Source organism: Vibrio plantisponsor, from assembly GCF_013041605.1.
GTDB lineage: Bacteria > Pseudomonadota > Gammaproteobacteria > Enterobacterales > Vibrionaceae > Vibrio > Vibrio plantisponsor.
Genome location: NZ_JABEQC010000009.1, coordinates 189,618 through 214,236 on the forward strand (window position 1 = coordinate 189,618; position 24,619 = coordinate 214,236).

At 45.0% G+C, this 24,619-nt stretch carries 24 protein-coding genes; 10 read left to right on the plus strand and 14 right to left on the minus strand.

Going from position 1 to position 24,619, the window contains the following annotated elements; all coding sequences use genetic code 11:
* Positions 1-4: 4 nt before the first annotated feature.
* From zrgA to msrA, 4 genes are all read right to left on the minus strand, one after another.
* The gene (gene zrgA / locus HKI82_RS14220; RefSeq protein ID WP_171138368.1) at positions 5-661 is read right to left on the minus strand and encodes a zinc uptake protein ZrgA; all 657 of its coding nucleotides are present in this window, start codon (positions 659-661) and stop codon (positions 5-7) included.
* Positions 662-718: 57 nt separating this feature from the next.
* Positions 719-1,015: a DUF2607 family protein gene (locus HKI82_RS14225; protein ID WP_171138369.1), complete on the minus strand. Its 297-nt coding sequence runs from the start codon at positions 1,013-1,015 to the stop codon at positions 719-721.
* Positions 1,016-1,141: 126 nt separating this feature from the next.
* A complete protein-coding gene (locus HKI82_RS14230) occupies positions 1,142-1,693 on the minus strand; it encodes a YtfJ family protein (RefSeq protein WP_171138370.1) in 552 nt (183 codons plus the stop codon).
* Between the two features lie 116 nt (positions 1,694-1,809).
* Positions 1,810-2,448 carry a peptide-methionine (S)-S-oxide reductase MsrA gene (gene msrA, locus HKI82_RS14235; RefSeq protein ID WP_171138371.1) on the minus strand — a complete coding sequence of 213 codons (639 nt, stop codon included), beginning with the start codon at positions 2,446-2,448 and terminating at the stop codon, positions 1,810-1,812.
* Positions 2,449-2,626: 178 nt separating this feature from the next.
* Between msrA and tamA the strand changes: the two genes are divergently transcribed.
* The 4 genes from tamA to HKI82_RS14255 all read left to right on the plus strand — a co-directional run bounded on the left by tamA (position 2,627) and on the right by HKI82_RS14255 (position 8,939).
* On the plus strand, positions 2,627-4,342 hold the full coding sequence (gene tamA / locus HKI82_RS14240; protein WP_171138372.1) for an autotransporter assembly complex protein TamA: 1,716 nt from the start codon (positions 2,627-2,629) through the stop codon (positions 4,340-4,342).
* Positions 4,339-8,103: an autotransporter assembly complex protein TamB gene (tamB, locus tag HKI82_RS14245; protein ID WP_171138373.1), complete on the plus strand. Its 3,765-nt coding sequence runs from the start codon at positions 4,339-4,341 to the stop codon at positions 8,101-8,103. The genes tamA and tamB overlap by 4 nt, the downstream gene beginning before the upstream one ends.
* A 57-nt stretch (positions 8,104-8,160) precedes the next feature.
* Positions 8,161-8,508 (plus strand): gamma-glutamylcyclotransferase family protein, encoded by a 348-nt coding sequence (locus HKI82_RS14250; RefSeq protein WP_102941135.1) that lies wholly within the window; start codon positions 8,161-8,163, stop codon positions 8,506-8,508.
* 92 nt (positions 8,509-8,600) lie between these two features.
* Positions 8,601-8,939 carry a DUF2799 domain-containing protein gene (locus HKI82_RS14255; RefSeq protein ID WP_102941134.1) on the plus strand — a complete coding sequence of 113 codons (339 nt, stop codon included), beginning with the start codon at positions 8,601-8,603 and terminating at the stop codon, positions 8,937-8,939.
* Between the two features lie 60 nt (positions 8,940-8,999).
* Here the strand turns inward: HKI82_RS14255 and ppa are convergent, their stop codons facing one another.
* Positions 9,000-9,530, minus strand: coding sequence for an inorganic diphosphatase (gene ppa, locus HKI82_RS14260; protein ID WP_042485295.1), 531 nt, complete (start codon positions 9,528-9,530; stop codon positions 9,000-9,002).
* A 255-nt stretch (positions 9,531-9,785) separates the two neighbouring features.
* A complete protein-coding gene (fbp, locus tag HKI82_RS14265; RefSeq protein ID WP_171138374.1) occupies positions 9,786-10,796 on the minus strand; it encodes a class 1 fructose-bisphosphatase in 1,011 nt (336 codons plus the stop codon).
* 260 nt (positions 10,797-11,056) lie between these two features.
* Here fbp and mpl point away from each other — a divergent pair, with 260 nt between their 5' ends.
* The 5 genes from mpl (at position 11,057) to thiQ (ending at position 16,748) form a co-directional block, all read left to right on the plus strand.
* Positions 11,057-12,415 carry a UDP-N-acetylmuramate:L-alanyl-gamma-D-glutamyl-meso-diaminopimelate ligase gene (gene mpl / locus HKI82_RS14270; protein ID WP_171138375.1) on the plus strand — a complete coding sequence of 453 codons (1,359 nt, stop codon included), beginning with the start codon at positions 11,057-11,059 and terminating at the stop codon, positions 12,413-12,415.
* Positions 12,416-12,429: 14 nt separating this feature from the next.
* A complete protein-coding gene (locus tag HKI82_RS14275; protein WP_171138376.1) occupies positions 12,430-13,050 on the plus strand; it encodes a flavin prenyltransferase UbiX in 621 nt (206 codons plus the stop codon).
* A gap of 373 nt (positions 13,051-13,423) precedes the next feature.
* Positions 13,424-14,431 (plus strand): thiamine ABC transporter substrate binding subunit, encoded by a 1,008-nt coding sequence (gene thiB / locus HKI82_RS14280; RefSeq protein WP_171138377.1) that lies wholly within the window; start codon positions 13,424-13,426, stop codon positions 14,429-14,431.
* A gap of 20 nt (positions 14,432-14,451) precedes the next feature.
* Complete coding sequence (thiP, locus tag HKI82_RS14285) at positions 14,452-16,050, plus strand: thiamine/thiamine pyrophosphate ABC transporter permease ThiP (RefSeq protein ID WP_171138393.1); 1,599 nt, start codon at positions 14,452-14,454, stop codon at positions 16,048-16,050.
* Entirely contained in the window at positions 16,044-16,748 is a 705-nt protein-coding gene (thiQ, locus tag HKI82_RS14290) for a thiamine ABC transporter ATP-binding protein (protein ID WP_102962897.1), read from the plus strand. Before thiP ends, thiQ begins: the two co-directional genes overlap by 7 nt.
* 46 nt (positions 16,749-16,794) lie before the next feature.
* Here thiQ and yjgA read toward each other — a convergent pair whose 3' ends face one another.
* Positions 16,795-17,325 carry a ribosome biogenesis factor YjgA gene (gene yjgA, locus HKI82_RS14295; protein ID WP_042485309.1) on the minus strand — a complete coding sequence of 177 codons (531 nt, stop codon included), beginning with the start codon at positions 17,323-17,325 and terminating at the stop codon, positions 16,795-16,797.
* A 120-nt stretch (positions 17,326-17,445) separates the two neighbouring features.
* Between yjgA and pmbA the strand changes: the two genes are divergently transcribed.
* Entirely contained in the window at positions 17,446-18,789 is a 1,344-nt protein-coding gene (gene pmbA / locus HKI82_RS14300) for a metalloprotease PmbA (protein WP_171138378.1), read from the plus strand.
* A gap of 72 nt (positions 18,790-18,861) precedes the next feature.
* On the opposite strand, the gene mgtE is transcribed toward pmbA, so the two are convergent.
* From mgtE to lptB, 7 genes are all read right to left on the minus strand, one after another.
* Positions 18,862-20,217, minus strand: a complete 1,356-nt coding sequence (mgtE, locus tag HKI82_RS14305) for a magnesium transporter (RefSeq protein WP_102941127.1) — start codon at positions 20,215-20,217, stop codon at positions 18,862-18,864.
* A 227-nt stretch (positions 20,218-20,444) separates the two neighbouring features.
* Positions 20,445-20,723 carry an HPr family phosphocarrier protein gene (locus HKI82_RS14310; RefSeq protein WP_102941126.1) on the minus strand — a complete coding sequence of 93 codons (279 nt, stop codon included), beginning with the start codon at positions 20,721-20,723 and terminating at the stop codon, positions 20,445-20,447.
* 10 nt (positions 20,724-20,733) lie between these two features.
* The gene (rapZ, locus tag HKI82_RS14315; protein WP_102941125.1) at positions 20,734-21,594 is read right to left on the minus strand and encodes an RNase adapter RapZ; all 861 of its coding nucleotides are present in this window, start codon (positions 21,592-21,594) and stop codon (positions 20,734-20,736) included.
* Positions 21,595-21,613: 19 nt separating this feature from the next.
* A complete protein-coding gene (gene ptsN / locus HKI82_RS14320; RefSeq protein ID WP_042485329.1) occupies positions 21,614-22,072 on the minus strand; it encodes a PTS IIA-like nitrogen regulatory protein PtsN in 459 nt (152 codons plus the stop codon).
* Between the two features lie 2 nt (positions 22,073-22,074).
* Positions 22,075-22,362, minus strand: coding sequence for a ribosome hibernation promoting factor (gene hpf, locus HKI82_RS14325; protein WP_042485332.1), 288 nt, complete (start codon positions 22,360-22,362; stop codon positions 22,075-22,077).
* A gap of 23 nt (positions 22,363-22,385) precedes the next feature.
* Positions 22,386-23,849, minus strand: coding sequence for an RNA polymerase factor sigma-54 (locus HKI82_RS14330; protein WP_102941124.1), 1,464 nt, complete (start codon positions 23,847-23,849; stop codon positions 22,386-22,388).
* 43 nt (positions 23,850-23,892) lie between these two features.
* Positions 23,893-24,618 carry an LPS export ABC transporter ATP-binding protein gene (lptB, locus tag HKI82_RS14335; RefSeq protein ID WP_042485337.1) on the minus strand — a complete coding sequence of 242 codons (726 nt, stop codon included), beginning with the start codon at positions 24,616-24,618 and terminating at the stop codon, positions 23,893-23,895.
* Between the last annotated feature and the right edge of the window lies 1 nt (position 24,619).

The window sequence follows — 24,619 nt, forward strand, 5'->3', positions numbered from 1 at the left end:
TTCTTTACAAAGAAATGATGGTGTTACTCGGTTTTAGTTCCAAAGCGGTCTGTGCTTTGTCTGTCAGTAAGTTCACATCAATTTCCTGAGTTGCAGGGAACAGCTTAAACCACTGAGTTTCGATCTGGCTCAGTTTAGTAATGTCATCACAGTGGAAGCTGTATTGAACGGTGAATGAACCGTGTGAGCTGCCTTCTTCGTGCTCATGACCTTCGTGCGAGTCATGACCATGGTTTGCGTGGTCATCATGGTCTTTATGATCATGGTCATCATGTGATTTATGATCATCGTGGTCGTGGTCTTCGTGATCGTGACCTTCATGCTCTTCGTGTTCACCACCCAAATTGTGCTTCACGCTGGCACTTTCGATATGACATTTTGCCGCTGCTGATAAAGTGAAAACAGAATCGGCCTGATTTAATGTTTCTAATGCTTTAGAAAGAACTGCCTGTTGCTCATCGTTTTCAGGGGTATGCTCAAAGCCCACAACATCGGCACCCGGTGCGGTGATTTCCATCAGTAGCTCTTGACCATCCTGTGCAATGTTAAATTCAACATGGCCATGAACATGTGCTTCATGTTGGCGAAATTCTTCCTGAGCAAAAGCAGAAGTGGCGAAAGCAGCGGTAATGCTGAGGGCTATTAGTGGTTTAGTAAACATCGGAAACTCCAAATAAAAATAGTAATACTGGTTATCAATTGCTTTGAACGTAAGTAATTACACTGGAGTTGGCGGTGAACGTGCGAGATAAGCCAAGTACAAGGTCGAGATGTTGACGATTTGAGTTACAGGCTCAAGGTAGTTATGTGAAACCCAAATCGGTAACTCAGGAATATGCTGCGCTAACGCTTGGTTGGCACTGGAAAAAAGCTGGCAATGATGCTCGCTGTGATGAGCTGGAGAGGCGTCGAGCTGATGTTCAATAAATGCAATATTTAGCCACACCATCAACAAGATAGCCGGAATAGCGACTATCTTAGCTTTAGTGCGTAAAGAGTGCAGGTTCGAAAACATTGACATCACAGAGTTAAAATAAAGAATTGTTATAATATAACAGTAAAAAAATCAGGCAAGCGATGATTTAGGTGAGAAGACATTCTTCCCACCTAATTGTAGGGAGGTTTTCAAGTTGAAAGAGAACTAGAGAGAGGCTTTTACAAGCTCTAAAACTTGTTGGATCTCTTGTTCATTTAACGCGCCCTCTTTAACGAACAGCACATTACCTTGCTTGTCCTGAACAATGATAGCGGATGACTCAGGTTGAAGATCCCAACTCTTCGCTACGTTGCCAGATTCGTCCAAAACAATCGATGACCAAGGGAACTCAAGTTTGCTGTCTTGTGCTGACGACTTAACAAAAGAGCCAGTTCCCCAGATAGCATCATCCTGATTGATGATGGTCGTTGTTTGATACTCCTGCTCTGGAAAATGAGCAGCAGTAATTGCCGCCATAAGATCAGCGTTCATCGCTTTCGCCGCGCTGCGACCTGCGATGGCTTGGATGATTCGAACTTTGCCTTTCATTTGTTCGCTATTCCAAGCTTGGAAAGTTGTGTCTTTACCTTCAACCAGTATTTCGCCGTATGTTTCAACCTTCACGTTTGGCACAGAACTATTCAGTTGAATGTTGTGCGCGAACGCGATCGCTGGAGAGCAAGCTAGGATAAACGGCAGTAGTGCTTTCATTTTCATGTGTTTGATTCCTTTATAATAAGCACAGAATGTATAGCACAGAATTTTGAGTGTATTTTAAGGAGAAGTAAAAATTGCAGGACGATGCCTGCAATTTTTTACTCTGAATAGAGTGATTACTCACTCAAACTTGGCGGGAAACAAACACCAGTACCACCCAACCCACAGTAGCCTTGAGGGTTTTTAGCTAGGTATTGCTGGTGGTAAGTTTCAGCAAAGTAGTAAGGACCTGCTGGAAGAATTTCGGTGGTGATCTGCGCCTTCTCTTGTTGCGAAAGAAGTGCCTGATATTCTGCTTTGCTCTGTTCAGCGATAGCCTTTTGCTCTTCATCGTACACATAGAGTGCTGAACGGTATTGAGTGCCTAAGTCTCCGCCTTGGCGCATACCTTGAGTTGGGTCATGACGCTCCCAGAAATGGTTAAGCAACTGTTTTAGTGGCAGAACACTAGGGTTGTAAATTACACGAACGACTTCTGTGTGACCTGTGTGTCCTGTGCAGACTTCTTCATAGGTTGGGTTTGGAGTGAAACCACCTGAATAGCCCACGGAAGTGGAAACAACACCTTCTAGTCCCCAAAACAGGCGTTCAGCGCCCCAAAAGCAGCCCATACCAATTAAGATTAGCTCTTCACCGTTTTTTGGCGCTGCGCTCAGGCTTGATTGATTGACAAAGTGAGTGTCTTCGATAGCCATTGGAGTATCACGTCCAGGCAGTGCGGAGTCTGCCGTAACCATAGTTTGTTTATCTAACATGGAACTTCCTTTGTTTTAAAAGCTGGGTTTGAAAATACAGGCTTGCGATGATTATTTTTTTAATTAATAGCTATAGACCTGATAATTGACTGATTTCGTACAGACTATTATGAGCATTGGCGTTATGATTTCACTAACGCTCAACAACAAGCCTAGTATAACGACGCCATAATTAAGCATGAGACGAAAATCATTACCAGTGCTATTCGCCGCTTTACTCTTTTCTGCTGCTTCTTTCGCCAAGGTTAGCTTGGAGATTGATGGCTTAGAAAAAGAGCTGAAAGATAACGTCGATGCTTATCTCTCTTCGATTCCCGAATCTGATTATTCCACTCAGTTACGCTTTCAATCGCGTTTGCAAAAAAATATCGTTGAGGCGCTCAATGCACTTGGTTATTACCACCCGAAAATCGATTTTGAAGTGAAAGAGTCCGGAGAAGTTCTGGCTGTTCATGTCGACGCTGGTGAAGTGACGCGACTAGAGTTGGTTGACATTGTTATCACAGGTGAAGCTGAAAATGACCCCGATTTTATCCGAGTGATTAGTCAAAGCGGTCTTAAACAGGGCGAGCCGCTCAATCACGGTCAATACGACAGCTTAAAATCGTCGTTACGTAATCTTGCTCTGCAAAAAGGTTATTTCAACGGTACGTATATAGCTAGCCGCCTTGAAGTAGCGCCTGAACTCAATCAAGCCTTTGTGCGACTGCATTATGACAGTGGCATTCGATATCAATTTGGCGCGACGAGCGTTGAAGGAAGTCAAATTGATGAGAATCGTGTCGCTTCGTTGCAGCCATATAAAGAAGGCGACCCATATTTGGTGTCTAAAGTCGGCGAACATAACCAGAACCTGTCGAGTACCGAATGGTTTTCTTCAGTATTTGTCGAGCCGGACTTAAACAACTTGGATGGTGGTCGTGAACTGCCGATGAAAGTCTCTGTAGCACCACAGGCGCGCAATAAATTTGAAACGGGTCTTGGCTACTCCACAGACGTTGGTCCCCGAGGCACGTTTAAATGGAAGAAGCCTTGGATCAACTCGCGCGGACACAGCTTTGACAGCAGCTTTTCTATTTCAGAGCCTGAGCAGTACATTACTGCTGGCTATAAAATTCCGTTGGATGATGTTCTGCATGAGTATTACCGAGTTCAGTATGGCTTGAAGAAAGTCGATAACCGCGATACGCAAAGTCTGGAGTCCAATCTATCTGTAGAAAGGCATTGGCTAGTGGACAGTGGTTGGCACCGAACCATGTTTGTTCGATATCTTATTGAAAGCTATGAGCAAGGTGTGCTGGATGATGTTGGGCAATTCGTGTTGCCCGGTTTTACCTTTAGTCGTACCAGAGCCCGCAACAGTGGTTCATTGATTACTTGGGGTGACAAGCAAACCGTTACGATAGAATATGGCTCAGACTCGTTTGTGTCAGAAACGAATGTGGTACGGGTTTTAGCGGCAACGTCTTGGATTCGTACCGCTGGTGAAAATCATCGTGGCGTGTTCCGAATGGGTGGGGGGGCTAACTTTGTCGATGACTTCGATAAACTGCCGCCTTCTTTACGTTTCTTTGCTGGTGGTGACAATAACTTACGTGGTTATGATTATGAGTCTATTTCACCTCGGGACTCCAGTGGAGCATTGGCTGGTGCGAAATATATGGCAACTGGCTCGGTGGAATATCAATATCGTCTAGCAGGAAACTGGTGGGGAGCGGTATTCGTCGATGGCGGTGATGCGTTTGATTACACGCCCAGATGGAAAACGGGTACGGGTTTTGGTGTTCGCTGGGTATCTCCAGTGGGGCCACTGCGTCTCGATTTCGCATGGGGACTTGAGTCTGATCCAGGTGAGCGTTTCCGAATTCACTTCTCATTAGGGCCAGAGCTATGATTAAGCTGGCTCTAAAATGGAGCAAATGGATTTCTCTAGGGGTGATCACACTGCTGGTCGTCTTAGTGCTGTCTGTTGCCGGGCTTCTGTTTACCAATACAGGGCTTAATTTTGCTTTGTGGGGTGTGAGTCAATTTGTTCCACAGCTCGAAATCAAATCAACCCAAGGATCTTTGTTCCCAAGATTCACTTTAAATGAAGTGAGCTTTGTTGAGCCCTCTTTGAATGTTGATATGCAGTTGCAAAGTGCAACTCTGGCGATCAATGGCAACTGCTTCTTAGAACCTTCAGTTTGTATTAATGACATTAGTCTTTCGGGGCTGAAGTTCTCTTTGCCGTCTCTTCCAGAAACGACAATCACAACAGATGAACCAAGTTCAGAGCCACTGACCAGCATTACGACACCAGTGCCTATCCGTCTCAATCGTTTAACGCTAAATGACATTGATCTCGATATCTTAGGCAATCGAGTGGTTTGGCAGCATTTCTCTACTCAAGCTTCGTTTCAAGGCAACAACCTCACCGTAGGGAAAACCTTGTGGAACAAGATTGAAGTCACGTTGGCGCAAAGCCAAGACGAGCCTCAGGCTGAAAAAGCAGAGCCTACAGCCCAAAGTGAACCTCAGGCGATAGTGTTACCGGATGTATTGATTCCGCTGAGAATTAATTTGGCGCGGTTAGACATCAACGACTTCACGCTTCACGAGGAAACACCTGTGGTGGTGAATCATCTCGGCCTCAAAGCTAAGGCTTATCAATACGATGTGTCGATTGATACGCTGGAACTTGATACCCCAGATGTGGATGCTCAGCTAAAAACAAAAGTAAAACTCAAAGATAACTATCCTCTGTCGTTAGATTTGAGCTCGAAAGTTAAATTAGCTGAAGCCAAGGGGCAAGCGCTTAGTTTGAATGCATCAGGCAGTGTGGCGGATTTAAGTGTACAAGCAGAACTGACCGATCTGGCAAAAGCCAGTATTAAAGCCAAATTGCAGCCGCTTGAGCCTCAATTACCGTTTGATATCGATATAAAAGATCTGCACGGACAATGGCCGCTGGTTGGCAAAGGGGATTACTTTATTGATGCTTCCCATCTCTATAGTAAAGGTTCGATAGAGCACTATCAGCTTGGACTAGTCGGGCAACTGAAAGGGAAAGATCTGCCAGATGTTGCGATTGACACCAAAGGTGAAGGTAATTTAAGTGAAATTGCCTTAAGTGATATCCAAATCGACACTCTTGGCGGACGTATTCTCGGAGAGATAAAAGTCAATTGGAACGAGCCGATTAACTGGCAAGCAAAGCTGGACATGAATCTAATTCAGCCCGGCCTGCAATGGCCAGAAGCGGAAGGTATTGTCAGTGGTGAAATCGAAACCTCAGGCGAATTGACTAACCAAGGCGGTTGGATAGTGAAAGTACCGCAACTCTCCGTCAATGGTTTAGTGCGTGATTATCCGTTGCATTTAAATGGCCAGATTGATGCTTCAGATGTTTCAGGTAAAGGGCGATATGAGGTTACTACGCAGGGAATCAATCTTGCTCATGGTCCAAATAAGGTCACAGCTAAAGGTAAGCTAGATAAAGAGTGGCTAATGTCTTTGTCACTTAATTTACCGGATTTGTCTAAAAGCGTGCCGGATCTTAAAGGTAAAGTGATTGGTGATGTATTACTGCGTGGCGCAATGAGCGAGCCGCAAATCAAACTCTCTTTGGATGCCGACTCTATTGCTTGGCAGCAAGACGCCAAGGTGAAGCACATTACTTTAACGGGCAATGTGACGCCATTGCCTAAGCCGCAAGCTGATTTACGCCTAAAGGTGACTGAGGCGTCTTATCAAGATCAATTGATCAATTCCGTTGTGATGCGTTTTAGCGGTGAGCAGAAAGAGCATGAGCTCACTCTGGACGTTCAATCTGACATTGTATCGACCAGTTTAAACATTCAAGGCGGTCTAAAAGATAAGCCCTCATTGTTGTGGGATGGTCAGTTAAACCGTATGGCGCTAGAAACTGAGCAAGGTATCTGGGCATTGGATAAACCGATGAGCATTAATGTGGATGTTGATAAACAAAACGCCACTCTTGCTGCCCACTGCTGGACTCAGTCTGGCGCGTCGGTATGTCTCGACAAGCCATCCACCGTTGGTGAAAGCGGTGAAGTTCAGCTTTCTGTAAATCAGTTTAATTTCTCTCAAGTGAAAGCATTCATGCCGGCAGATACCAATATCGATGGCGAAGCGAATGCGAAAGTTTGGGCAAAATGGCAAGCAAACCAGCCTCCTCAGGCTAAGCTAGAATTGAATTTACCTAAGGGCTCTGTAAGACAAAATCTAGAACAGCCGTTAACTGTGGGGTGGGATAAAGTCTCTCTGCAAGCCTCTCTGATTCGTAATCGTCTGCAAGCTTATTGGAATGTCGATATGACTGACAATGGCGACTTGTCTGGGAAAGTTATCATTGCGGACGTCACCAAAGAAAACAAACGCATGGAAGGGGATCTTAAGCTCTCCACGTTTAACTTAGATTTTCTTGCACCTTTGGTGGGTGAATACAGCTCTCTGAAATCGAATATTGAATCTGACCTCAAGTTTAAAGGCGACATGCTTCATCCGCAGGTGGATGGTGTTCTCAGCGTTAATGGTATTCAGGTGAAAGGTGATATCTCTCCGGTAGAAGTTGAGTCAGGTCTCGTCACTTTGACTTTCAAAGGCTATCAGGCAAGTTTAAATGCCAATGTGCTGACACAAGATGGTGAACTTGAGATTACAGGGGATGCAGACTGGCAAAACATCGATGATTGGAGAGTGAATAGCCACGTATTTGCCAAATCATTACTGGTGGATTTACCACCGATAGTCAAAGTTAAAGTTGTACCCGATCTTACACTGAACATGCAGCCAAAGTTGGCTAAAGTTACTGGGAATATCGCGCTGCCTTGGGGACGTATTGTTGTCGAAGAACTACCACCAAGTGCTGTGAGTGTGTCAAAAGATCAGGTATTACTGAACGAGGACTTAACACCTGTAAGTGAGCAGAATACGCTGCCGTTTGATATTGAAACAGATGTGTCGATTACTATTGGCGACGACTTCAAGCTAGAGGCGTTTGGTCTGGAAGGCGATTTGGTTGGTCGTGTCAACGTCGTTCAAAAGGACAAAGGACCACTGGTTAACGGTGAGATCAATATCCAGAACGGTAAATATCGCTCATTTGGTCAGGATCTGGTTATTGAAGAAGGGAAGATCTTAATGAATGGCCCTGTCGATCAGCCTTATCTGTCGATCAAAGCGATTCGTAATCCAGAAAATACACAAGATGAAGTGATTGCGGGCGTACAGGTTACAGGCCCTGCGAACGAGCCTCTTGTTACGATATTCTCAGAACCGAGCATGCCTCAAGCAAATGCTCTGTCATACTTACTGCGCGGGCAAGATATCGACAGTGAAACTGGTGGTGATGCTATGACCACCGCATTGATAGGCTTGAGCCTTGCGAAAAGCGGTAAAGTAGTGAGTGAAATCGGAAGTGCTTTTGGTGTACAAGACTTGAAGCTGGACACGGCTGGATCCGGTGATGATTCTCAGGTGACGGTAAGTGGTTACATTCGTCCGGGGCTGCAAGTAAAATACGGCGTAGGTATTTTTAACTCGGTAGGGGAATTTACAGTCCGCTATCGTTTAATGACAGATTTGTATGTGGAAGCGGTATCTGGCTTAGATAGTGCGGTTGATCTGCTGTATCAATTTGAATTGAATTGAGGCTGTTATGCCCATGAATTTTGCGATGACTCGGGTGTATATCTAAAGGAGAAGTAAGTGCAACATTTAGTTTTTGTTTATGGCACTTTACGCCAAGGAGAAAGCAATCATAGCTTTTTGGAAAGTAGTCAATTGCTGGGGCAATACGTTACCAAGCCAGAGTATGCTCTTTATGACTTAGGACCTTATCCGGGATTAATTGAGGGGCACCATACCATTTCTGGAGAAGTGTATTTGGTGGATGAAGAGACGTTGGCTAAGTTGGATATTTTGGAAGACGTTCCAGTGGAGTATCGCCGAGATACTATAGAAACTCCTTTTGGAACTGCATGGATATACATCTATCAAGAATCGACCTCACAAGAGGCGCTTATTGACTCTGGAGACTGGTGTCAACGAGTGTAAAGAGTTACTTTACGATCATTTACCGTACCTGTGAGGAAAAATACATTAGTGTTAACTAATATATCATTGAACTTGGTAAAGGAGATATCCAAATGAAAGGTCAATGGTTAGTAGCTATAGTGGTAGCGGTTCTTGCAGGTTGTAGTGCTCAGCCTGACACAACATCTTTTAATGCAGCTGATTGGCAAGCTTACGGTTATGAAGAAGGTGCCGCAGGTCATGTTCAATTAACATCTGTTAGCGGTGCAAATGGCACAAGTTATATTGAAGGATATGAACTTGGTCGTCAGGAATATTGTGAACAGGATGCATTAGAATTAGGTAAATTACAGCGTCCATATCACGGTGTTTGCGATGACATCAATCCTGATTTCCGTGCCGCCTATGTGGAAGGTACTTGGTGGGATCACGGTGCAGACATTTCTGATTAATCCATTTTTCAGCCAAAAAAAAGCCAGCGAAATGCTGGCTTTTCCATTTGTTAGGTACGCTTATTTTTGCTGTGCGCGTTCGTATGAAGTTTTGATCTCTTCACGAGCTGCAGCTGCGTCTTCCCAACCTTCAACTTTCACCCATTTACCTGCTTCAAGGTCTTTATAACGCTCGAAGAAGTGAGTGATTTGTGCTTTTAGAAGTTCAGGTAGATCGTTCACATCTTGAATGTGGTTGTATTCTTTAGATAGCTTTTCATGCGGTACAGCAATTACTTTCGCATCTTCACCAGACTCATCGCTCATTTTTAGTACGCCAACTGGGCGGCAGCGAATTACTGAACCAGGCATTAGCGGGAATGGCGTTGGTACTAATACGTCTACTGGGTCACCGTCTAGAGATAGAGTGTGGTTCACGTAACCGTAGTTACATGGGTAGAACATAGGAGCAGACATGAAACGGTCTACGAATACAGCGCCAGAATCTTTGTCTACTTCGTATTTGATTGGGTCTGCGTTAGCTGGAATTTCGATGATAACGTAGATATCGTCTGGAAGAGATTTGCCTGCTGGCACATTGTTTAAGCTCATTAAAGGTTTCCTTTTCGTTAGCCGGACTTCAAGAATCAAGACTTATTGTTATACATGTTATGTGTGGGCATCAAAGGGCCGCTACATAGCAAAGGCTAGAGTTTACCCGTAAATGAGTCGATCCCCAAGCAAACCTAAGTCTAATTGATGCAATTGTAGGTCAAAAAATGCGTAATTGATTGATGAAAGAGAGATAAAAAAAGCGCCTCTGTCAGGCGCTTTCTCGTCAGTCATTACTATTCATCAGGATAGTTCTTAGTCTGGGTAGTTCTCTAAGAACTCTTCGACTTTGTTGACCATAGTTGGGCTACCAACAAAGAAAGGCACACGTTGGTGCAGTTCGGTTGGTTTGATATCCAGAATACGATTCTTACCATCAGAGGCAATACCACCAGCTTGCTCCATTAGGAATGCAATAGGATTGCACTCGTAAAGCAGACGCAGTTTACCATTAGGGTGGCTCTCAGTACTTGGGTACATGTAGATACCACCTTTCAACAGGTTACGGTGGAAGTCTGCTACCAAAGAACCGATATAACGAGATGTGTATGGACGATTGTCTTCAGGCACATTTTCTTGGCAGAACTTGATGTATTTTTTCACACCTGTTGGGAAGCGAATGTAGTTACCTTCGTTGATCGAGTAAATCTTGCCGTTTTCAGGAATGCGCATATTTTCGTGCGACAAACAGAAAGAACCGATTGAAGGGTCATAGGTAAAGCCATTTACACCATTACCTGTGGTGTAAACCAACATGGTTGAAGAGCCGTAAATCACATAACCTGCGGCAACTTGTTTGTGGCCCGGTTGTAAGAAGTCTTCTGCTGTCGGTGGAGCGCCGACCGGAGAAATACGACGATAAATGGAGAAAATTGTACCAACGGACACGTTAACATCAATGTTTGACGAGCCATCAAGCGGATCCATCAAAACTACGTATTTCGCATTTTTGTTGAGGTCTTTATTAAAGGCTACAGCTTCATCTTCCTCTTCACTGGCTACGCCACAAACTTGGTCACGCGCTTCAAGCGCGGCTTTAAATTTGTCGTTGGCATAAACATCCAGTTTTTGCTGCTCTTCACCTTGCACATTATCCTGACCAGATGCACCTGTGATATCAGCAAGACCAGCCTTGTTGATTTCACGGTTTACAATCTTCGCGGCAAGACGAATAGAAGCCAGTAGGGACGATAGTTCACCACTTGCATGGGGGAAGTCGTGTTGTTTCTCAACAATGAACTCACCAAGGGTGCGCATCTCAGACATGTTATTTCCTTAACACTATATTTTCGGGGGGATTTTTAGTGGGGCTGTGAGGTGTTCTCTGTAGGAACTTTTTTGACACGCGCGCCCGCAAAGAGTTTAGGTCTTTTATCTTTTTACGGGTACTGAACTAACTGTTTGATATCTCATTTTTTATGTCGACTTATTACAAATTACATTGCTCTGATCTTCGATGCTCGCTTTTACGATGCGAATGAGGATAATGGGAGCCAATACAGTAAAGCGTGAAGAGATTAAGCTCTATGCATATTCATATCTTAGGAATTTGTGGCACATTCATGGGTGGCGTTGCGATGTTGGCGCGTCAGTTGGGCCACAAAGTTACCGGTAGCGATGCCAATGTTTATCCGCCAATGAGCACCATGCTCGAGTCGCAAGGGATCGAAATAATTGAAGGTTTTGACACTACTCAGTTTGAGCCGAAGCCTGACCTGGTGGTGATTGGTAACGCGATGAGTCGTGGTAATCCATGTGTTGAATATTTGCTGAACAACAATTTACGTTATGTTTCAGGACCGCAGTGGCTACAAGAGTTTCTTTTGCATGATCGTTGGGTACTGGCTGTGTCAGGAACGCACGGTAAAACGACCACGTCCAGTATGCTGACATGGGTGCTTGAGCACTGTGGCTACCAACCGGGCTTTTTGGTTGGCGGAGTACTGGGTAATTTCGGTGTTTCAGCGCGTTTGGGCGAAAGCATGTTTTTTGTCGTGGAAGCTGATGAGTATGACAGTGCTTTTTTCGACAAGCGTTCTAAGTTTGTTCATTACCATCCTAGAACACTAGTAATGAATAACTTGGAGTTTGATCATGCAGATATCTTCGACAATCTTGAAGCGATCAAGCGTCAATTCCATCATTTAGTCAGAACTGTGCCGGGCAACGGTCGTATCTTCGCACCAATGCAAGATGAAGCATTACAAGATGTTTTACAGCGTGGTTGTTGGAGTGAAACTGAGTTCAGTGGTGACAATGCTGACTGGCAAGCAGAAAAAATCACTAAAGATGGCTCTCAGTTCCATATTCTGTTTAAAAACACGCGTGTTGGTACGGTTAAGTGGGATTTAGTCGGTGATCATAACGTCAGCAATGCTCTGATGGCGGTAGCTGCGGCACGTCATGTGGGAGTCACGCCTGCTCTGGCTTGTGAAGCCTTGGGGTCTTTTATCAATACCAAACGCCGTCTTGAGCTCAAAGGCGAAGCGGCGGGGGTGACTGTGTATGACGATTTTGCTCATCATCCAACAGCGATCGAACTGACTTTAGATGGTCTGCGTAATAAAGTGGGTGACAAGAAAATCATCGCGGTATTGGAACCTCGTTCAGCGACAATGAAGCTGGGTGTACATAAAGAAACCTTGGCTCAGTCACTTCATGCGGCAGATTCGGTTTACTTGTTCCAGCCAGCAACGATCCCTTGGTCTGTTCAGGATGTGGCAGAGCAGTGTGCACAACCGGCTCAGGTCAGCGATAATATTGATGAATTCGTTGCAATGATCTGTTCTGAAGCACAAGCCAGCGATCAGATTCTGGTGATGAGTAACGGTGGCTTCAATGGTATTCACGATAAGTTACTCACAGCACTCAAAGCTAAACAGTAGAATATGAGAACGATATGAACCAAAGCAAAGCGATTACCTTAGCGTGGACAGGGGCATCAGGTGCTCCTTACGGACTTCGTCTGTTGCAATGTCTACTCGCTGCAGATTACACCGTGTATCTGTTGATTTCGTCTGCGGCGCGCGTGGTGTTGGCGACAGAGCACAATCTGAAACTGCCAAGTGGTCCTGATGCAGCGAAAGCGGCATTAGTTGAACATCTTCGGTGTGATGCAGAGAAGTTGATCGTTTGTGGTAAGGAAGATTGGTTCTCTCCTGTCGCGTCTGGATCTGCGGCACCAAAACAGATGATCGTTTGTCCTTGCTCTACAGGTAGTGTGGCCGCTATTGCTCATGGTATGTCTGACAATCTTATTGAGAGAGCGGCTGATGTGGTAATGAAAGAGCGCGGACAATTACTGTTAGTGGTGCGAGAAACGCCATTTTCGACGTTGCATCTGGAAAACATGCATAAGCTTTCTCAAATGGGCGTCACGATTATGCCTGCTGCTCCGGGTTTCTATCATCAACCTAAATCGATTGATGATCTGGTTGATTTTATGGTCGCTCGTATATTGGATCATCTGGGCATTGAGCAAACTCTTGTACCGCGCTGGGGGTATGATCAACGTAGTTAACGTAGATACTCAAACTACTTGGAGTTGCAGGTAGGCGGCAAGTAAGTGAACCCCCATGAACATAGATAAACTATGTGATTGGGCTGAACGAACGCAGCCAACACAGCTGCAGCTTCAAGTAGGAAGAGTATAAGTAGCATCTATTTTCATTTACATTTACAATCCACTTTACTCACGGGGGGCTAACCATTCACCAGATGAATGGCGCTGAGATCAAGCTGAGCTTGGGACCCGCAGTCCATTATTATTTTAATAGTGGTATTTACCTGAACCAGATAATGCTGGCGTAGGAATTGAGTTGGGAATGTGATAATCCAAACATCCGATTATTCCTGTCCTCCCTCAAGCCTGTCAGCTCTGAGGAGAGCGAGCCTTGAACACCAAATTTTCTGCCATTGCTTTGGCAACTTTATCGTTTATTGCAACATCATCTAGTCCAGCTTTCGCTGCCGATAACACTCTAACTGTCTATACCTATGACTCATTTGCTGCTGAGTGGGGACCAGGTCCCGCTATTGAGAAAGCATTTGAAGCTCAATGTGGTTGTGATTTGAATTTTGTCGCTCTGGATGACGGCGTATCTATCTTGAACCGCCTGCGTCTAGAGGGCGATAAAACCAAAGCAGACATCGTATTGGGTTTAGACAACAACCTTATGGTAGAAGCGAAACAAACCGGCTTGTTGGCACCACACTCTGTTGATACACAGTCTCTTCAAGTGCCGAACGGCTGGAGCGATGATACTTTCGTTCCTTACGACTATGGCTACTTTGCTTTTGTTTACAACAAAGAAAAATTGGCCAATCCACCGAAAAGCCTAAAAGAACTGGTTGAAAGCCGCGATGATCTGAAAGTGATTTATCAAGACCCACGCACTTCGACACCGGGTCAAGGCCTGTTGCTTTGGATGAAGTCTGTTTATGGCGATAACGCCACAGAAGCATGGAAGAGCTTAGCGAAGAAAACGGTGACTGTGACTAAAGGTTGGTCTGAGTCTTATTCTATGTTCTTGAAAGGCGAGTCTGACCTAGTTCTTTCCTACACTACTTCTCCTGCATATCACCTGATTGCTGAAAATGATGCTCGCTTTGCAACGGCAGACTTCTCTGAAGGTCATTATATGCAAGTTGAAGTGGCTGCGAAGGTGAAAACCAGCCAGCATCAAAAACTCGCTGATGAGTTTATGAACTTTATTCTAAGCAATGATTTTCAGTCTGTGATTCCAACCGGCAACTGGATGTATCCGGTGACAAACACGGAACTGCCAGAAGGGTTTGATTCACTTTCAGTACCGCAAAAATCGTTGACATTCACCGCAGACGAAGTGGCAAAAGAGCGTAAAGCTTGGGTTCGTGAATGGCAAAACGCCTTAACTTTTTAACGTCCAAGGTTTAAGTGAGTTTGAACTCTGTACCTAAAATAGGCATTGGGGTCGCGATACTTGTCGCGACCTTTGTCATTTCTGCATTGTGCGCGTTACTTCTCTATGCACCTAGCCTGAACTTTGCTCAGGTCTGGCAGGACCCGTATTATCGTCACGTCACTCAGTTTAGCTTTTATCAAGCCAGCCTCTCGATGTTGCTCAGTGTCGGCTTCGCGGTTCCGGTTGCCCATGCGCTATACAGACGGCGATTCTGGGGGAGAAGCCTGCTGATCAAACTGTTTGCCACAACACTGGTGCTTCCTGTACTGGTGGGCGTGTTTGGTCTGTTGGCAATATACGGCAACAGTGGATTGCTGGCGGAGGTACTGAGTTGGTTTGAATTGCAGCTGCCTTTTTCTATCTACGGATTGAACGGCATTTTGCTGGCACATTTTTTCTTTAACCTTCCCTACGCCAGTCGTTTATTACTGCAAGCATTAGAATCCATTCCAGAAGAGCAGCATAAGTTGTGCACGCATTTGGGGATGAGCCACTGGCATAAATTCCGTTGGGTGGAGTGGCCACGAATTCGTCAGCAATTACCCCATGTTTGTGGTTTGGTTTTTATGCTGTGTTTCACCAGCTTTGCCACTGTGATGGCGCTGGGGGGAGGACCAAAATCGACGACTATTGAACTCGCCATCTACCAAGCGATCAAGTTTGATTTCGACCTGCAAGCCGGTGCTCTATTAGCGCTATGGCAGATCATTCTTTGCAGCGTTTTGTATTTATCGATTCAGAAACTCGCCAAGCCAGTAGCCGTAACTGCGGGTAATGTGGCAACTCACAATGTGGTTAGCCGAGATTCAACCAAGGCGCGCTGTTGGGACGGGTTCTGGATTTTGTTCGTTATAGTGCTTGTGGTTCCGCCGCTATTGATGGTGGTGTTAAGTGGTATTAACTGGCAGGCTCTCTCAGTGTTATCGGATAGCCTGTTCTGGAATGCGTTTTCTGCATCCATACAGGTGGCGGTTCTTGCGTCTTCATTCGCTTTGGTTGCGGGGATTGCTATTTTGATGACAACCCGTTTTTGGCGTATCCGATATCAAACAGCAAAAGCGACCACGCTTGAACTAACCGGAACCATCATTCTTGTTACTCCGGGTTTAGTCGTCAGTACCGGGTTATTTTTGTTGCTGCGCAGTTTTACCGATGCATTTAGTTTTGCATTTTGGGTTGTAGTGGCCGTTAATGCTTTGATGGCGCTGCCTTATGTACTCAAAACGCTAGCTCAACCTATGCTGCACATTGAACAGCAGTATCAGTTTCTTTGTGCGTCGTTGGGTATTCGCGGCTGGCATCGAATTAGATTAATTGAAGGAAAAGCGTTGAGTAAGCCGATGGCGCATGCGTTTGCAATCAGCTTTTTGCTCTCAATGGGAGATCTCAGCGCGATAGCTTTATTTGGCAGCCAAGATTTCCGAACTCTACCGCTGTATTTATTCCAGCTACTCGGCAGTTATCAAATGGAGTCTGCTGCGGTGGTATCACTCACCTTGTTACTTATGAGTGTCGGCTGCTTTGTTGTGATCGAAAAACTCTTTATTGCTCATTCTTCCAGAGGTCGTGAATGTTAGTTTTAGAAAACGTACGCTATGAATATCAAAATGAGTGGTTTGAGTTTTGTTTGACTATCCCTCAAGGCGCGATTGTTTCTTTGATGGGACCAAGTGGCGCAGGTAAATCGACTTTGCTCAGTTTGGTGGCTGGATTCATCGCGCCGAACAGTGGAAATGTGAGTGTTGCAGGCGAGTCACTTCTGGGTAAAGAACCCTATCAGCGCCCATTCTCAATGTTGTTCCAAGAGCACAACTTGTTTGCCCATTTGACGGTACGAGAAAACATCGCGTTGGGTTTGAATCCAAGCCTGAAGTTAACCGCGCAGCAAAAAGAACAAGTTGATATTGCGGCAAAACAGGTAGGGGTAGAGGAGTTCATGAATCGTCTGCCTCAAAGTCTTTCTGGTGGTCAGCGTCAGAGAGTGGCTCTCGCTCGATGTTTTGTTCAGTCGCATCCCATTTGGTTGCTTGATGAACCGTTTTCAGCGTTGGATCCTCTGTTACGAGAGGAGATGCTCAGCTTAGTCAAACGCTTAGCAACAGAGCGCAACATTACCGTGGTGATGGTGACTCACCATCTGAGTGATGCGAAAGCGATAGCTTCACATTTTGCGTTTCTGGCTGAGGGACAGGTACAAGTGTTTGATGAGGTTGATGCGTTGTCATCTTCGCATTCGCATCCATTGCTCAGTGACTTCGTTAGAGCGGGAGAATAATAAAAAGCCTCACATTGGAGAGGCTTTTTTAATGCAAGAAATTGCGTTACAAAATTGATGCGTCGTTATGTTCTTTCAACACTTGGAAGATTTCACGAGACGCTTTTGGTGGTTTATTCGCTTCTTTCTCTTTCTTCGCTTGGCGAGCAAGTTGACGTAAGCGTTGGCGATCCATTTCTGGATATAAAACCATTGCGTCGTTAATAGCATCATCACCTTGCTCAACGATACGATCACGCATTTGTTCAAGCTTGTGTAATACCGCTGTATTTTGTGAGTGTTTGTTGCGTAATTTGTCCAGCGCCGCTTGGATTGGCTCAGGATCGATAGTACGCATCATTTTACCGATGTATTGCAGTTGACGACGTCTAGCTTCCATGTTGAAACGTTGCGCATCTTTGATTGCCAGTAGCAAATCTTCAGGCATCGGTATTTTTGATAACTGTGATGATTTCAAACCAACCAGTTCTTCACCGAGCTTTTGCAGCGCAGTCATGTCATTTTTCATTTCGGTTTTACTAACCCAAATGATCTCCTCTTCTTCTTCCCAAGGAGCTTTTTGGTTTTTACGTGCCATTTTCTTCAACTATTGAGGTGTATATGTCAGCTATTTTAGCAAGAATCGTGGGGAGAAAGCGAAATTCTTGTTACTCTATAGCTAAGTAATTATTTCGAAAGCTCAATAGTTGGATGAGATATGGATGTAAAACAGCAAGTCGCTATGCAGCGCACCGAACTTGAAGCCGCAGTTGCGAAAGCGCTAGATATGGCATCAGCCAGTGCAGATGCAGCTGAAGTTGCCATTACCAAGAGCACTGGTTTAAGTGTTTCTACTCGCATGTGCGAAGTAGAGAATGTTGAATTTAATAGTGATGGTGCTTTAGGTATCACTGTATATCGTGGGCAACGTAAAGGCAGCGCCTCAACTTCTGACTTGAGTGAAAAAGCGATTCAGCAGACGGTAATGGCTGCTTTAGATATCGCGAAATACACGTCAGAAGATCCATTCGCTGGACCAGCGCCTAAAGAGCTGATGGTAAAAGAGATCCCTGATTTAGATCTGTTTCACCCCAATGCGATTGATCCAGACAGCGCGGCGAAGATTGCAATAGCCGCTGAGCAAGCTGCACTGAATGTTAGCGACAGAATCAAACAAAGTGATGGTGCAAGTTATGACAGCCATTACGGCGTTAAAGTGTACGGAAACAGTCATGGCCTGCTGGGTAGCTATGCGTCCAGTCGTCACAGTATTAGTTGTTGTGTGATTGGTGAAGGCAAAAATGGCGAGATGGAACGCGATTACAGCTACACCGTGGCTCGTCATTGCGATGATTTGTGGTCTCCAGAAGTCGTAGGTAAAGACGCGGCTGAGAAAACCGTAAGCAGACTAGATGCGCAGAAATTGAAAACAGGTAAGTTCCCTGTGATGTTTGCAGCCGATGTGGCTACGGGACTGCTTGGTCACTTAGTGATGGCCATCAGCGGCGGCAATCTATACCGTAAGTCATCATTCTTACTGGATCACTTAGGTAAACAAATTCTTCCTAGCTGGTTTAACGTTTCAGAACGCCCTCATATTCTGCGAGGCCTTGCTTCAAGCCCGTTCGATAGTGAAGGGGTGAGAACGGTTGATACAGAAATCATCACTGATGGTGTGTTGTCTACTTACCTTCTGACTAGCTATGCAGCAAGAAAAATGGGTATGACACCGACAGGTCATGCTGGTGGCATTCACAACTGCTTTGTGAAATCGACTGGTCAGAATTTTGAGCAAATGCTGAAAGAGCTAGGTACTGGTTTGCTAGTTACAGAAGTGATGGGGCAAGGCGTTAACGTTGTTACTGGTGACTATTCCCGTGGAGCTGCAGGTTTCTGGGTTGAAAACGGTGTGATTCAATACCCTGTTTCTGAAATTACTATTGCTGGCAATCTGAAAGATATGTTCAATCAGATTGTGGCTGTGGGTAGCGATGTAGAGACTCGTTCGCAAATCCAAACAGGTTCTATTTTGCTTGAGTCGATGAAAGTCGCAGGCGAGTAAAATTAGAGAACAAAAAAGCGCTGATGAAATGTCAGCGCTTTTTTATGCTTGTTTTTCTGATAAACAGATTTTTCAGATAAAAAGGGTAGCTAAACCTAAAAATACCGATAAGCCAACCACATCGGTAATGGTAGTCAGTGCCATACCGCCAGCCAGTGCGGGGTCGATGTTCATTTTCTTCAGTATGACTGGAATCATTACACCTGCGACACCTGCCACGAAGAGATTGGTCATCATGGCTGCTGAGATAATGCCACCCAACATCCATTCACCTTTCCAAGCCACGACAATGGCACCAATAATCAGAGCCCACAAAATACCATTTAGAAATCCGATAGAGGCTTCTTTGAGTAACAACTCGCGTTTGTTACTGTCACCGATATGACCTAAAGCTAAGCCACGAATGACCAGTGCTACAGTCTGGTTACCAGCTACACCGCCCATCGACGGTACTATGGTCATCAACACGGCAATTGCCGCCATTTGGTCCAGAGTGGCTTCAAACATGTTTGAGACAGAAGCTGCCGCTAATGCCGCTAACACGTTCGCACCAAGCCATATACTGCGTTTACGAGCGGATTGAACAACAGGAGCGAAGGTATCTTCGTCATCATCCATACCTGCCATACTCATCATCGAGTGCTCTGCATCTTCACGGATAACGTCAACCACGTCATCGATAGTGATACGGCCAACAAGATGCTGGTTTTCGTCAACGACAGGGGCTGAGATCCAGTTACGACGCTCGAACAAGCTAGCAACGTCTGAGTCTTTGGTATCGACTTTAATTGCTTCGTCTGCGTCTTCCATGATGTCGCTAACAGAAACATCCACCTGAGCGGTGATCAGCGCTGTTAACGATAGATGGCCAATTAGACGACTTTCCGCGTCGATAACATAAAGAGCATCGGTGGCTTCTGGTAGCTCACCTTTCATTCTCAGGTAACGCAATACAACATCGACATCAACATCACCACGGATGGTGATAACGTCGGTGTTCATCAAGCCGCCAGCGGTATCTTCAGGATAGGATAGCGCCGTTTCTACACGCAGACGGTCAGCGGAGTCCATTTGATCGAGAACTTCACGAGAGAGATCGTCAGGTAAGCTACGAAGAACGTAGGCCACATCATCTGTGTCCATGCCTTCGGTAGCTTCTGCCAGTTTCTCTGGCGCCATTTTCGATACGAGGGCATCTTTGACGTCTTCGTTTAGTTCATCAAGAATTTCACCGTAATCTTCAGGATCGGTCAGTTGCCACAGTACGTTACGTGCTTTGCGAGGCGAGGCTTCAAGTAAATGTGCAATGTCTTCTGGTTCCATGTCTTGTAGCTGTCTACGGACATGGACGAAGCGACCATTATCTAATGCTTCTGTGATTTCTTGGAGGGTGTTATGTGCTTGGTCAAACTCGATTTGCTCGGCCATGGCTTCCTCCTCGTGAATGAATACTTACAATGCGCAGCATAGTAACTTAATTCTATGCCTTATTTAATAGTAACTTGCTGGCAAAGATTAATTATTTGTCTCTCTATAACTGAACGCTGACATTGGATAGGGTAATTTTATTCATCGTGTTCATAGAGATGTTTTCACTTATTGATTTTTTGACCAAATATTCCTGAGCATGTGCAGGTAATATCCATTGTGGCGTGCTATTCGTCTTCGTCGAACTTATCTTCAATCAGATGGCAAACTGCATCTAAAGCTTGCTCTGCTTGAGAACCTTCTGCCGAAATAGTCACGTTCTGACCTTGGGCTGATTCAAGCATTAATAGTCCCATGACGCTATCGGCTGTAGCTTCTTTACCTTCTTGGCTTTGGATCGTTAACACAGCATCAAAGGATTGAGCTAACTCCACTAGCTTGACTGCCGCTCGAGCGTGTAAACCAAGGCGATTTTGGATAAGAACGGTGCGGCTTGCTTGTGGCATAGGGAATCCTCTATGAGTGATTTTTTTCCAGTGAAGTATGGCGAATTTGTACTTGGTGCCCTAACAAAGAGAAGTATTCCCCTAGTTGCTGGGTCAAATAGACTGAACGGTGCTTGCCGCCTGTACAACCAATCGCAATCGTTAAATAGCTTCGATTGTTTTTCTCAAGCAGAGGCAACCATTGTTCAAAAAAGTGTTGGATCTGTTGCTTTAGTTCAAGCACTTCATTGTGGCTCTCTAAAAAAGATTTAATCGGAGCATCTAACCCTGTCAATGGGCGAAGCTCTGGCTGCCAATGAGGGTTCGGTAAAAAGCGAACATCAAACACATAGTCAGCATCGCTTGGCAAACCATATTTAAACCCGAAAGATTCAAAAACCATCACAAGGTCTTTACGCTCTCGCCCTTCGATACGCATTCTGACCGTTTCACTCAAATCGTGAAGTGATTGTCCTGTGCTGTCTAACAGTAAGTCTGCTTGTTCTTTCAGAGGCTCCAACAAGCGTTTTTCAAGCTCAATGGCTTGTTCTAATGTTGGCTTTTTGTCACTGAGTGAAAGGGGATGGATACGGCGAGTTTCGCTGTAGCGTTTGAGTAGCGTCTCTTTGCTTGCATCGAGAAACAATACGCTCACATCGTTGTTTTGCTTGAGTTGCTGAAGGATATCTTCAACCAATGTCGGTTCTTTTGGCAGGTTTCGAATGTCGATACTGACAGCAACGTTTTGCTTACTGCCTTGTACTGATTGGATAAATGAATCCAATAGCACCACAGGCAGGTTATCAACGCAGTAATAACCCAAATCTTCCAGAACTCTCAGCGCAACGCTTTTGCCTGCGCCGGATTGACCACTAACAACGATTAAACGCATAAGGCATACCTTAGGGTGGTTATTGAACCATTGGTGGCTGAACCATTATGTTGTACAGCTCTTCGTCGCTTTGAGCGTTGCGAAGCTGTTTTAACGTTTGTTTGTCGTTCAAGCGCTCCGCCATGCAAGAAAGGGTTTTCAAATGCTCTTTGCATTGTTCTTCAGGAACAAGCAGTGCAAATAGAAGGTCAACAGGACGGTTATCGATAGAATCAAATTCGATAGGTTCTTCACATTGAAGTAATACCGCAACAGCGTTATCACTTGATGCCATTCGGGCGTGTGGGATGGCTATGCCATTACCAATACCGGTACTGCCCATCTTTTCACGACTGAGCATGCATTCGAATAGTTCAGTTGCATTTTGTCCGGTGTATTCTGCAGCGATTTCGCTGATGATTTCGAGGGCTCTTTTTTTACTAGAGCATTGAACTGCACTTTTTGTGCAGCTCAATGAAAGTACTTCGCTTAATTGCATGATTAATGGCTACTTAGCTTTTCTTTATGCTTGTTGAGTTGTCTAACGAGTTTATCCACTAGGCCATCTATCGCTGCGTACATATTTTCGTTGTCCGCAGTGGCGTGGATTTCCCCTTGATTTACGTGGAGCGTAGCTTCGGCGATCTGGTGCAATTTTTCAACACGTAAAATCACTTGAATGCTGTTTATATGATCAAAAAAGCGTTCTAGTTTTTCGAATTTGGAGTGAACATAGTCTTGCATTGAATCGGTAAGATCAATGTGATGGCCTTGGATATTGATTTGCATAGACTTTCCTTCTCTGTTTGGCCTTAAAGCAGGCGTTTACGCTGACTAGAGGGGGCTATTCCCAAAGATTCACGGTATTTCGCAATCGTTCGTCTTGCGACCTGAATCCCCTGATCAGCAAGTAGAGCCGCGATTTTACTGTCACTCAACGGTTTTGCTGGGGTTTCCGCAGCAACCAGTTTTTTGATCAGTGCACGAATCGCGGTAGATGAACATTCTCCACCATTGTCAGTGCTGACGTGACTAGAGAAAAAGTACTTCAGTTCAAATATACCTCGTGGGGTATGCATGTATTTCTGTGTCGTAACACGAGAAATGGTTGATTCATGCATCTCCACGGCTAAAGCGACGTCATTTAGGACCATCGGCTTCATGGCTTCTTCGCCATATTCAAAGAAATCACGCTGGTGTTCAACTATGCATTTGGCAACTTTGAGCAAAGTCTCGTTTCGACTTTCTAAGCTTTTGATTAACCATTTTGCCTCTTGCAAATTGGTACGGATATAGTTGCTGTCTGCACTGTTGCCGCGACCAAGGTTTGCGTACTGCTGGTTCACTTTCAATTTTGGAACGCTGTCTGGATTGATAGTAACAATCCATTTGCCGTGCTCTTTGTACACAGAAACATCCGGAATGACGTACTCTGCATGCTCTGAGGCAATGCGGCTACCTGGTCGTGGATCCAACTGCTGAATCAGTTGAAGCACTTCGCGTAAGTCTTCTTCTTTGAGTTTAGTCTCTTTCAATATGACTTTGTAATCGCGATTACCAAGTTGATCGATATGATTAGCCAATATTTGTTTAGCACTGTCTAACCAAGGTGTATCTGCAGGGTAGGTTGCCAACTGTAACAGTAGGCAATCTTGGAGGTTTAGAGAAGCAACGCCGAGGGGATCAAACTGTTGAATACGCTTTCGTACCGCTTCAATTTCGTCCAGTTCAATTTCTTCGCTGTGGAAGTTCTCTTGGATATCTTCTAAAGAAACGGTTAGATAACCGTAATCGTCAATCGCATCGATTAACGCAAGAGCAATAGAACGGTCGTTTTCGCTGAAAGGGGTAAGATCAAGTTGCCACAAAAGATAGTCTTGCAGCGTTTGTGTTGTTTCCCCTTGATACACAGGCATATCGTCATCTAATGCGATACCTGTGCTACCAGTATTGGCGCTGTAAACATCATCCCACGTGGTGTCGATTTCCAGTTCTGCGCTGATTTCGGATTTTTCAATCAGTTCAGAACTGTCTTGAGGTTCAATCTCTAAGATATCGGCACTGTTATCTTTTTCCTCATGACTGTTCGTCAAGCTTTCAACTGATGTCTGCTCATCTCCAGGCTCTTCAACATCCAATAGAGGATTAGAATCCAACGCTTCTTGGATCTCTTGTTGCAGATCGAGTGTTGACAGTTGCAATAAGCGAATAGCTTGCTGCAACTGTGGTGTCATAGCTAACTGTTGGCCTAACTTAAGCTGTAATGAGGGTTTCATTCAGTAACGACTACCTTGTTGTTAGAATTGCCCATGATATTAATCATAGACGGAATTGTTCACCGAGATATACCTGCTTAACTTGTTCGTTGTTGAGCACTTCCTGCGGCGTTCCTTCAGCGATGAGCTGCCCTTGACTTACAATATAAGCCTTTTCACATACGTCGAGAGTTTCCCGCACGTTGTGGTCAGTGATCAGGACTCCCAGTCCACGATCTCTTAAGTGTTCAATGATTTTTTTAATGTCGATAACGGAAATTGGGTCAACACCGGCGAAGGGTTCATCCAGTAAAATAAATTGTGGATTCGCTGCCAAAGCGCGGGCAATTTCAACACGACGACGCTCACCACCAGACAATGCCATACCGGCACTGCTACGGATATGCTGAATGTGGAATTCGTCGAGCAGATCTTCAAGCTTGTCTTGACGTTCTTCTCGGCTTAATTCTTCACGTGTTTGCAATACGGCCATGATGTTATCTTCCACTGAAAGTTTGCGGAAGATGGACGCTTCTTGTGGCAAATAGCCAATCCCCATACGAGAGCGGCTATGCATTGGCAAAATGCTGATGTCTTTGTCATCAATACTGATGGTGCCTTCGTCACGAGCTACCAAGCCTACAATCATGTAGAAGGAGGTGGTTTTTCCTGCGCCGTTTGGCCCAAGTAATCCAACAATTTGGCCAGATTCTACTTTTAGGCTTACGTCAGAGACGACTTTTCTTTTTTTGTAGCTTTTCGCTAAATGTTCTGCTTTTAGGATCGCCATA

Excerpts from the sequence above, each read along its gene's own strand:
- lptB (WP_042485337.1), bottom strand. The coding sequence starts at position 24,618 with ATGGCGATCCTAAAAGCAGAACATTTAGCGAAAAGCTACAAAAAAAGA.
- HKI82_RS14230 (WP_171138370.1), bottom strand. The coding sequence starts at position 1,693 with ATGAAAATGAAAGCACTACTGCCGTTTATCCTAGCTTGCTCTCCAGCG.
- HKI82_RS14310 (WP_102941126.1), bottom strand. The coding sequence starts at position 20,723 with ATGCCACAAGCAAGCCGCACCGTTCTTATCCAAAATCGCCTTGGTTTA.
- mpl (WP_171138375.1), top strand. The coding sequence starts at position 11,057 with ATGCATATTCATATCTTAGGAATTTGTGGCACATTCATGGGTGGCGTT.
- thiQ (WP_102962897.1), top strand. The coding sequence starts at position 16,044 with ATGTTAGTTTTAGAAAACGTACGCTATGAATATCAAAATGAGTGGTTT.
- HKI82_RS14330 (WP_102941124.1), bottom strand. The coding sequence starts at position 23,849 with ATGAAACCCTCATTACAGCTTAAGTTAGGCCAACAGTTAGCTATGACA.
- HKI82_RS14255 (WP_102941134.1), top strand. The coding sequence starts at position 8,601 with ATGAAAGGTCAATGGTTAGTAGCTATAGTGGTAGCGGTTCTTGCAGGT.
- HKI82_RS14275 (WP_171138376.1), top strand. The coding sequence starts at position 12,430 with ATGAACCAAAGCAAAGCGATTACCTTAGCGTGGACAGGGGCATCAGGT.
- hpf (WP_042485332.1), bottom strand. The coding sequence starts at position 22,362 with ATGCAAATCAATATCCAAGGCCATCACATTGATCTTACCGATTCAATG.
- tamA (WP_171138372.1), top strand. The coding sequence starts at position 2,627 with ATGAGACGAAAATCATTACCAGTGCTATTCGCCGCTTTACTCTTTTCT.
- yjgA (WP_042485309.1), bottom strand. The coding sequence starts at position 17,325 with ATGGCACGTAAAAACCAAAAAGCTCCTTGGGAAGAAGAAGAGGAGATC.
- zrgA (WP_171138368.1), bottom strand. The coding sequence starts at position 661 with ATGTTTACTAAACCACTAATAGCCCTCAGCATTACCGCTGCTTTCGCC.
- ppa (WP_042485295.1), bottom strand. The coding sequence starts at position 9,530 with ATGAGCTTAAACAATGTGCCAGCAGGCAAATCTCTTCCAGACGATATC.
- mgtE (WP_102941127.1), bottom strand. The coding sequence starts at position 20,217 with ATGGCCGAGCAAATCGAGTTTGACCAAGCACATAACACCCTCCAAGAA.
- fbp (WP_171138374.1), bottom strand. The coding sequence starts at position 10,796 with ATGTCTGAGATGCGCACCCTTGGTGAGTTCATTGTTGAGAAACAACAC.
- pmbA (WP_171138378.1), top strand. The coding sequence starts at position 17,446 with ATGGATGTAAAACAGCAAGTCGCTATGCAGCGCACCGAACTTGAAGCC.
- msrA (WP_171138371.1), bottom strand. The coding sequence starts at position 2,448 with ATGTTAGATAAACAAACTATGGTTACGGCAGACTCCGCACTGCCTGGA.
- tamB (WP_171138373.1), top strand. The coding sequence starts at position 4,339 with ATGATTAAGCTGGCTCTAAAATGGAGCAAATGGATTTCTCTAGGGGTG.
- HKI82_RS14225 (WP_171138369.1), bottom strand. The coding sequence starts at position 1,015 with ATGTTTTCGAACCTGCACTCTTTACGCACTAAAGCTAAGATAGTCGCT.
- ptsN (WP_042485329.1), bottom strand. The coding sequence starts at position 22,072 with ATGCAATTAAGCGAAGTACTTTCATTGAGCTGCACAAAAAGTGCAGTT.
- rapZ (WP_102941125.1), bottom strand. The coding sequence starts at position 21,594 with ATGCGTTTAATCGTTGTTAGTGGTCAATCCGGCGCAGGCAAAAGCGTT.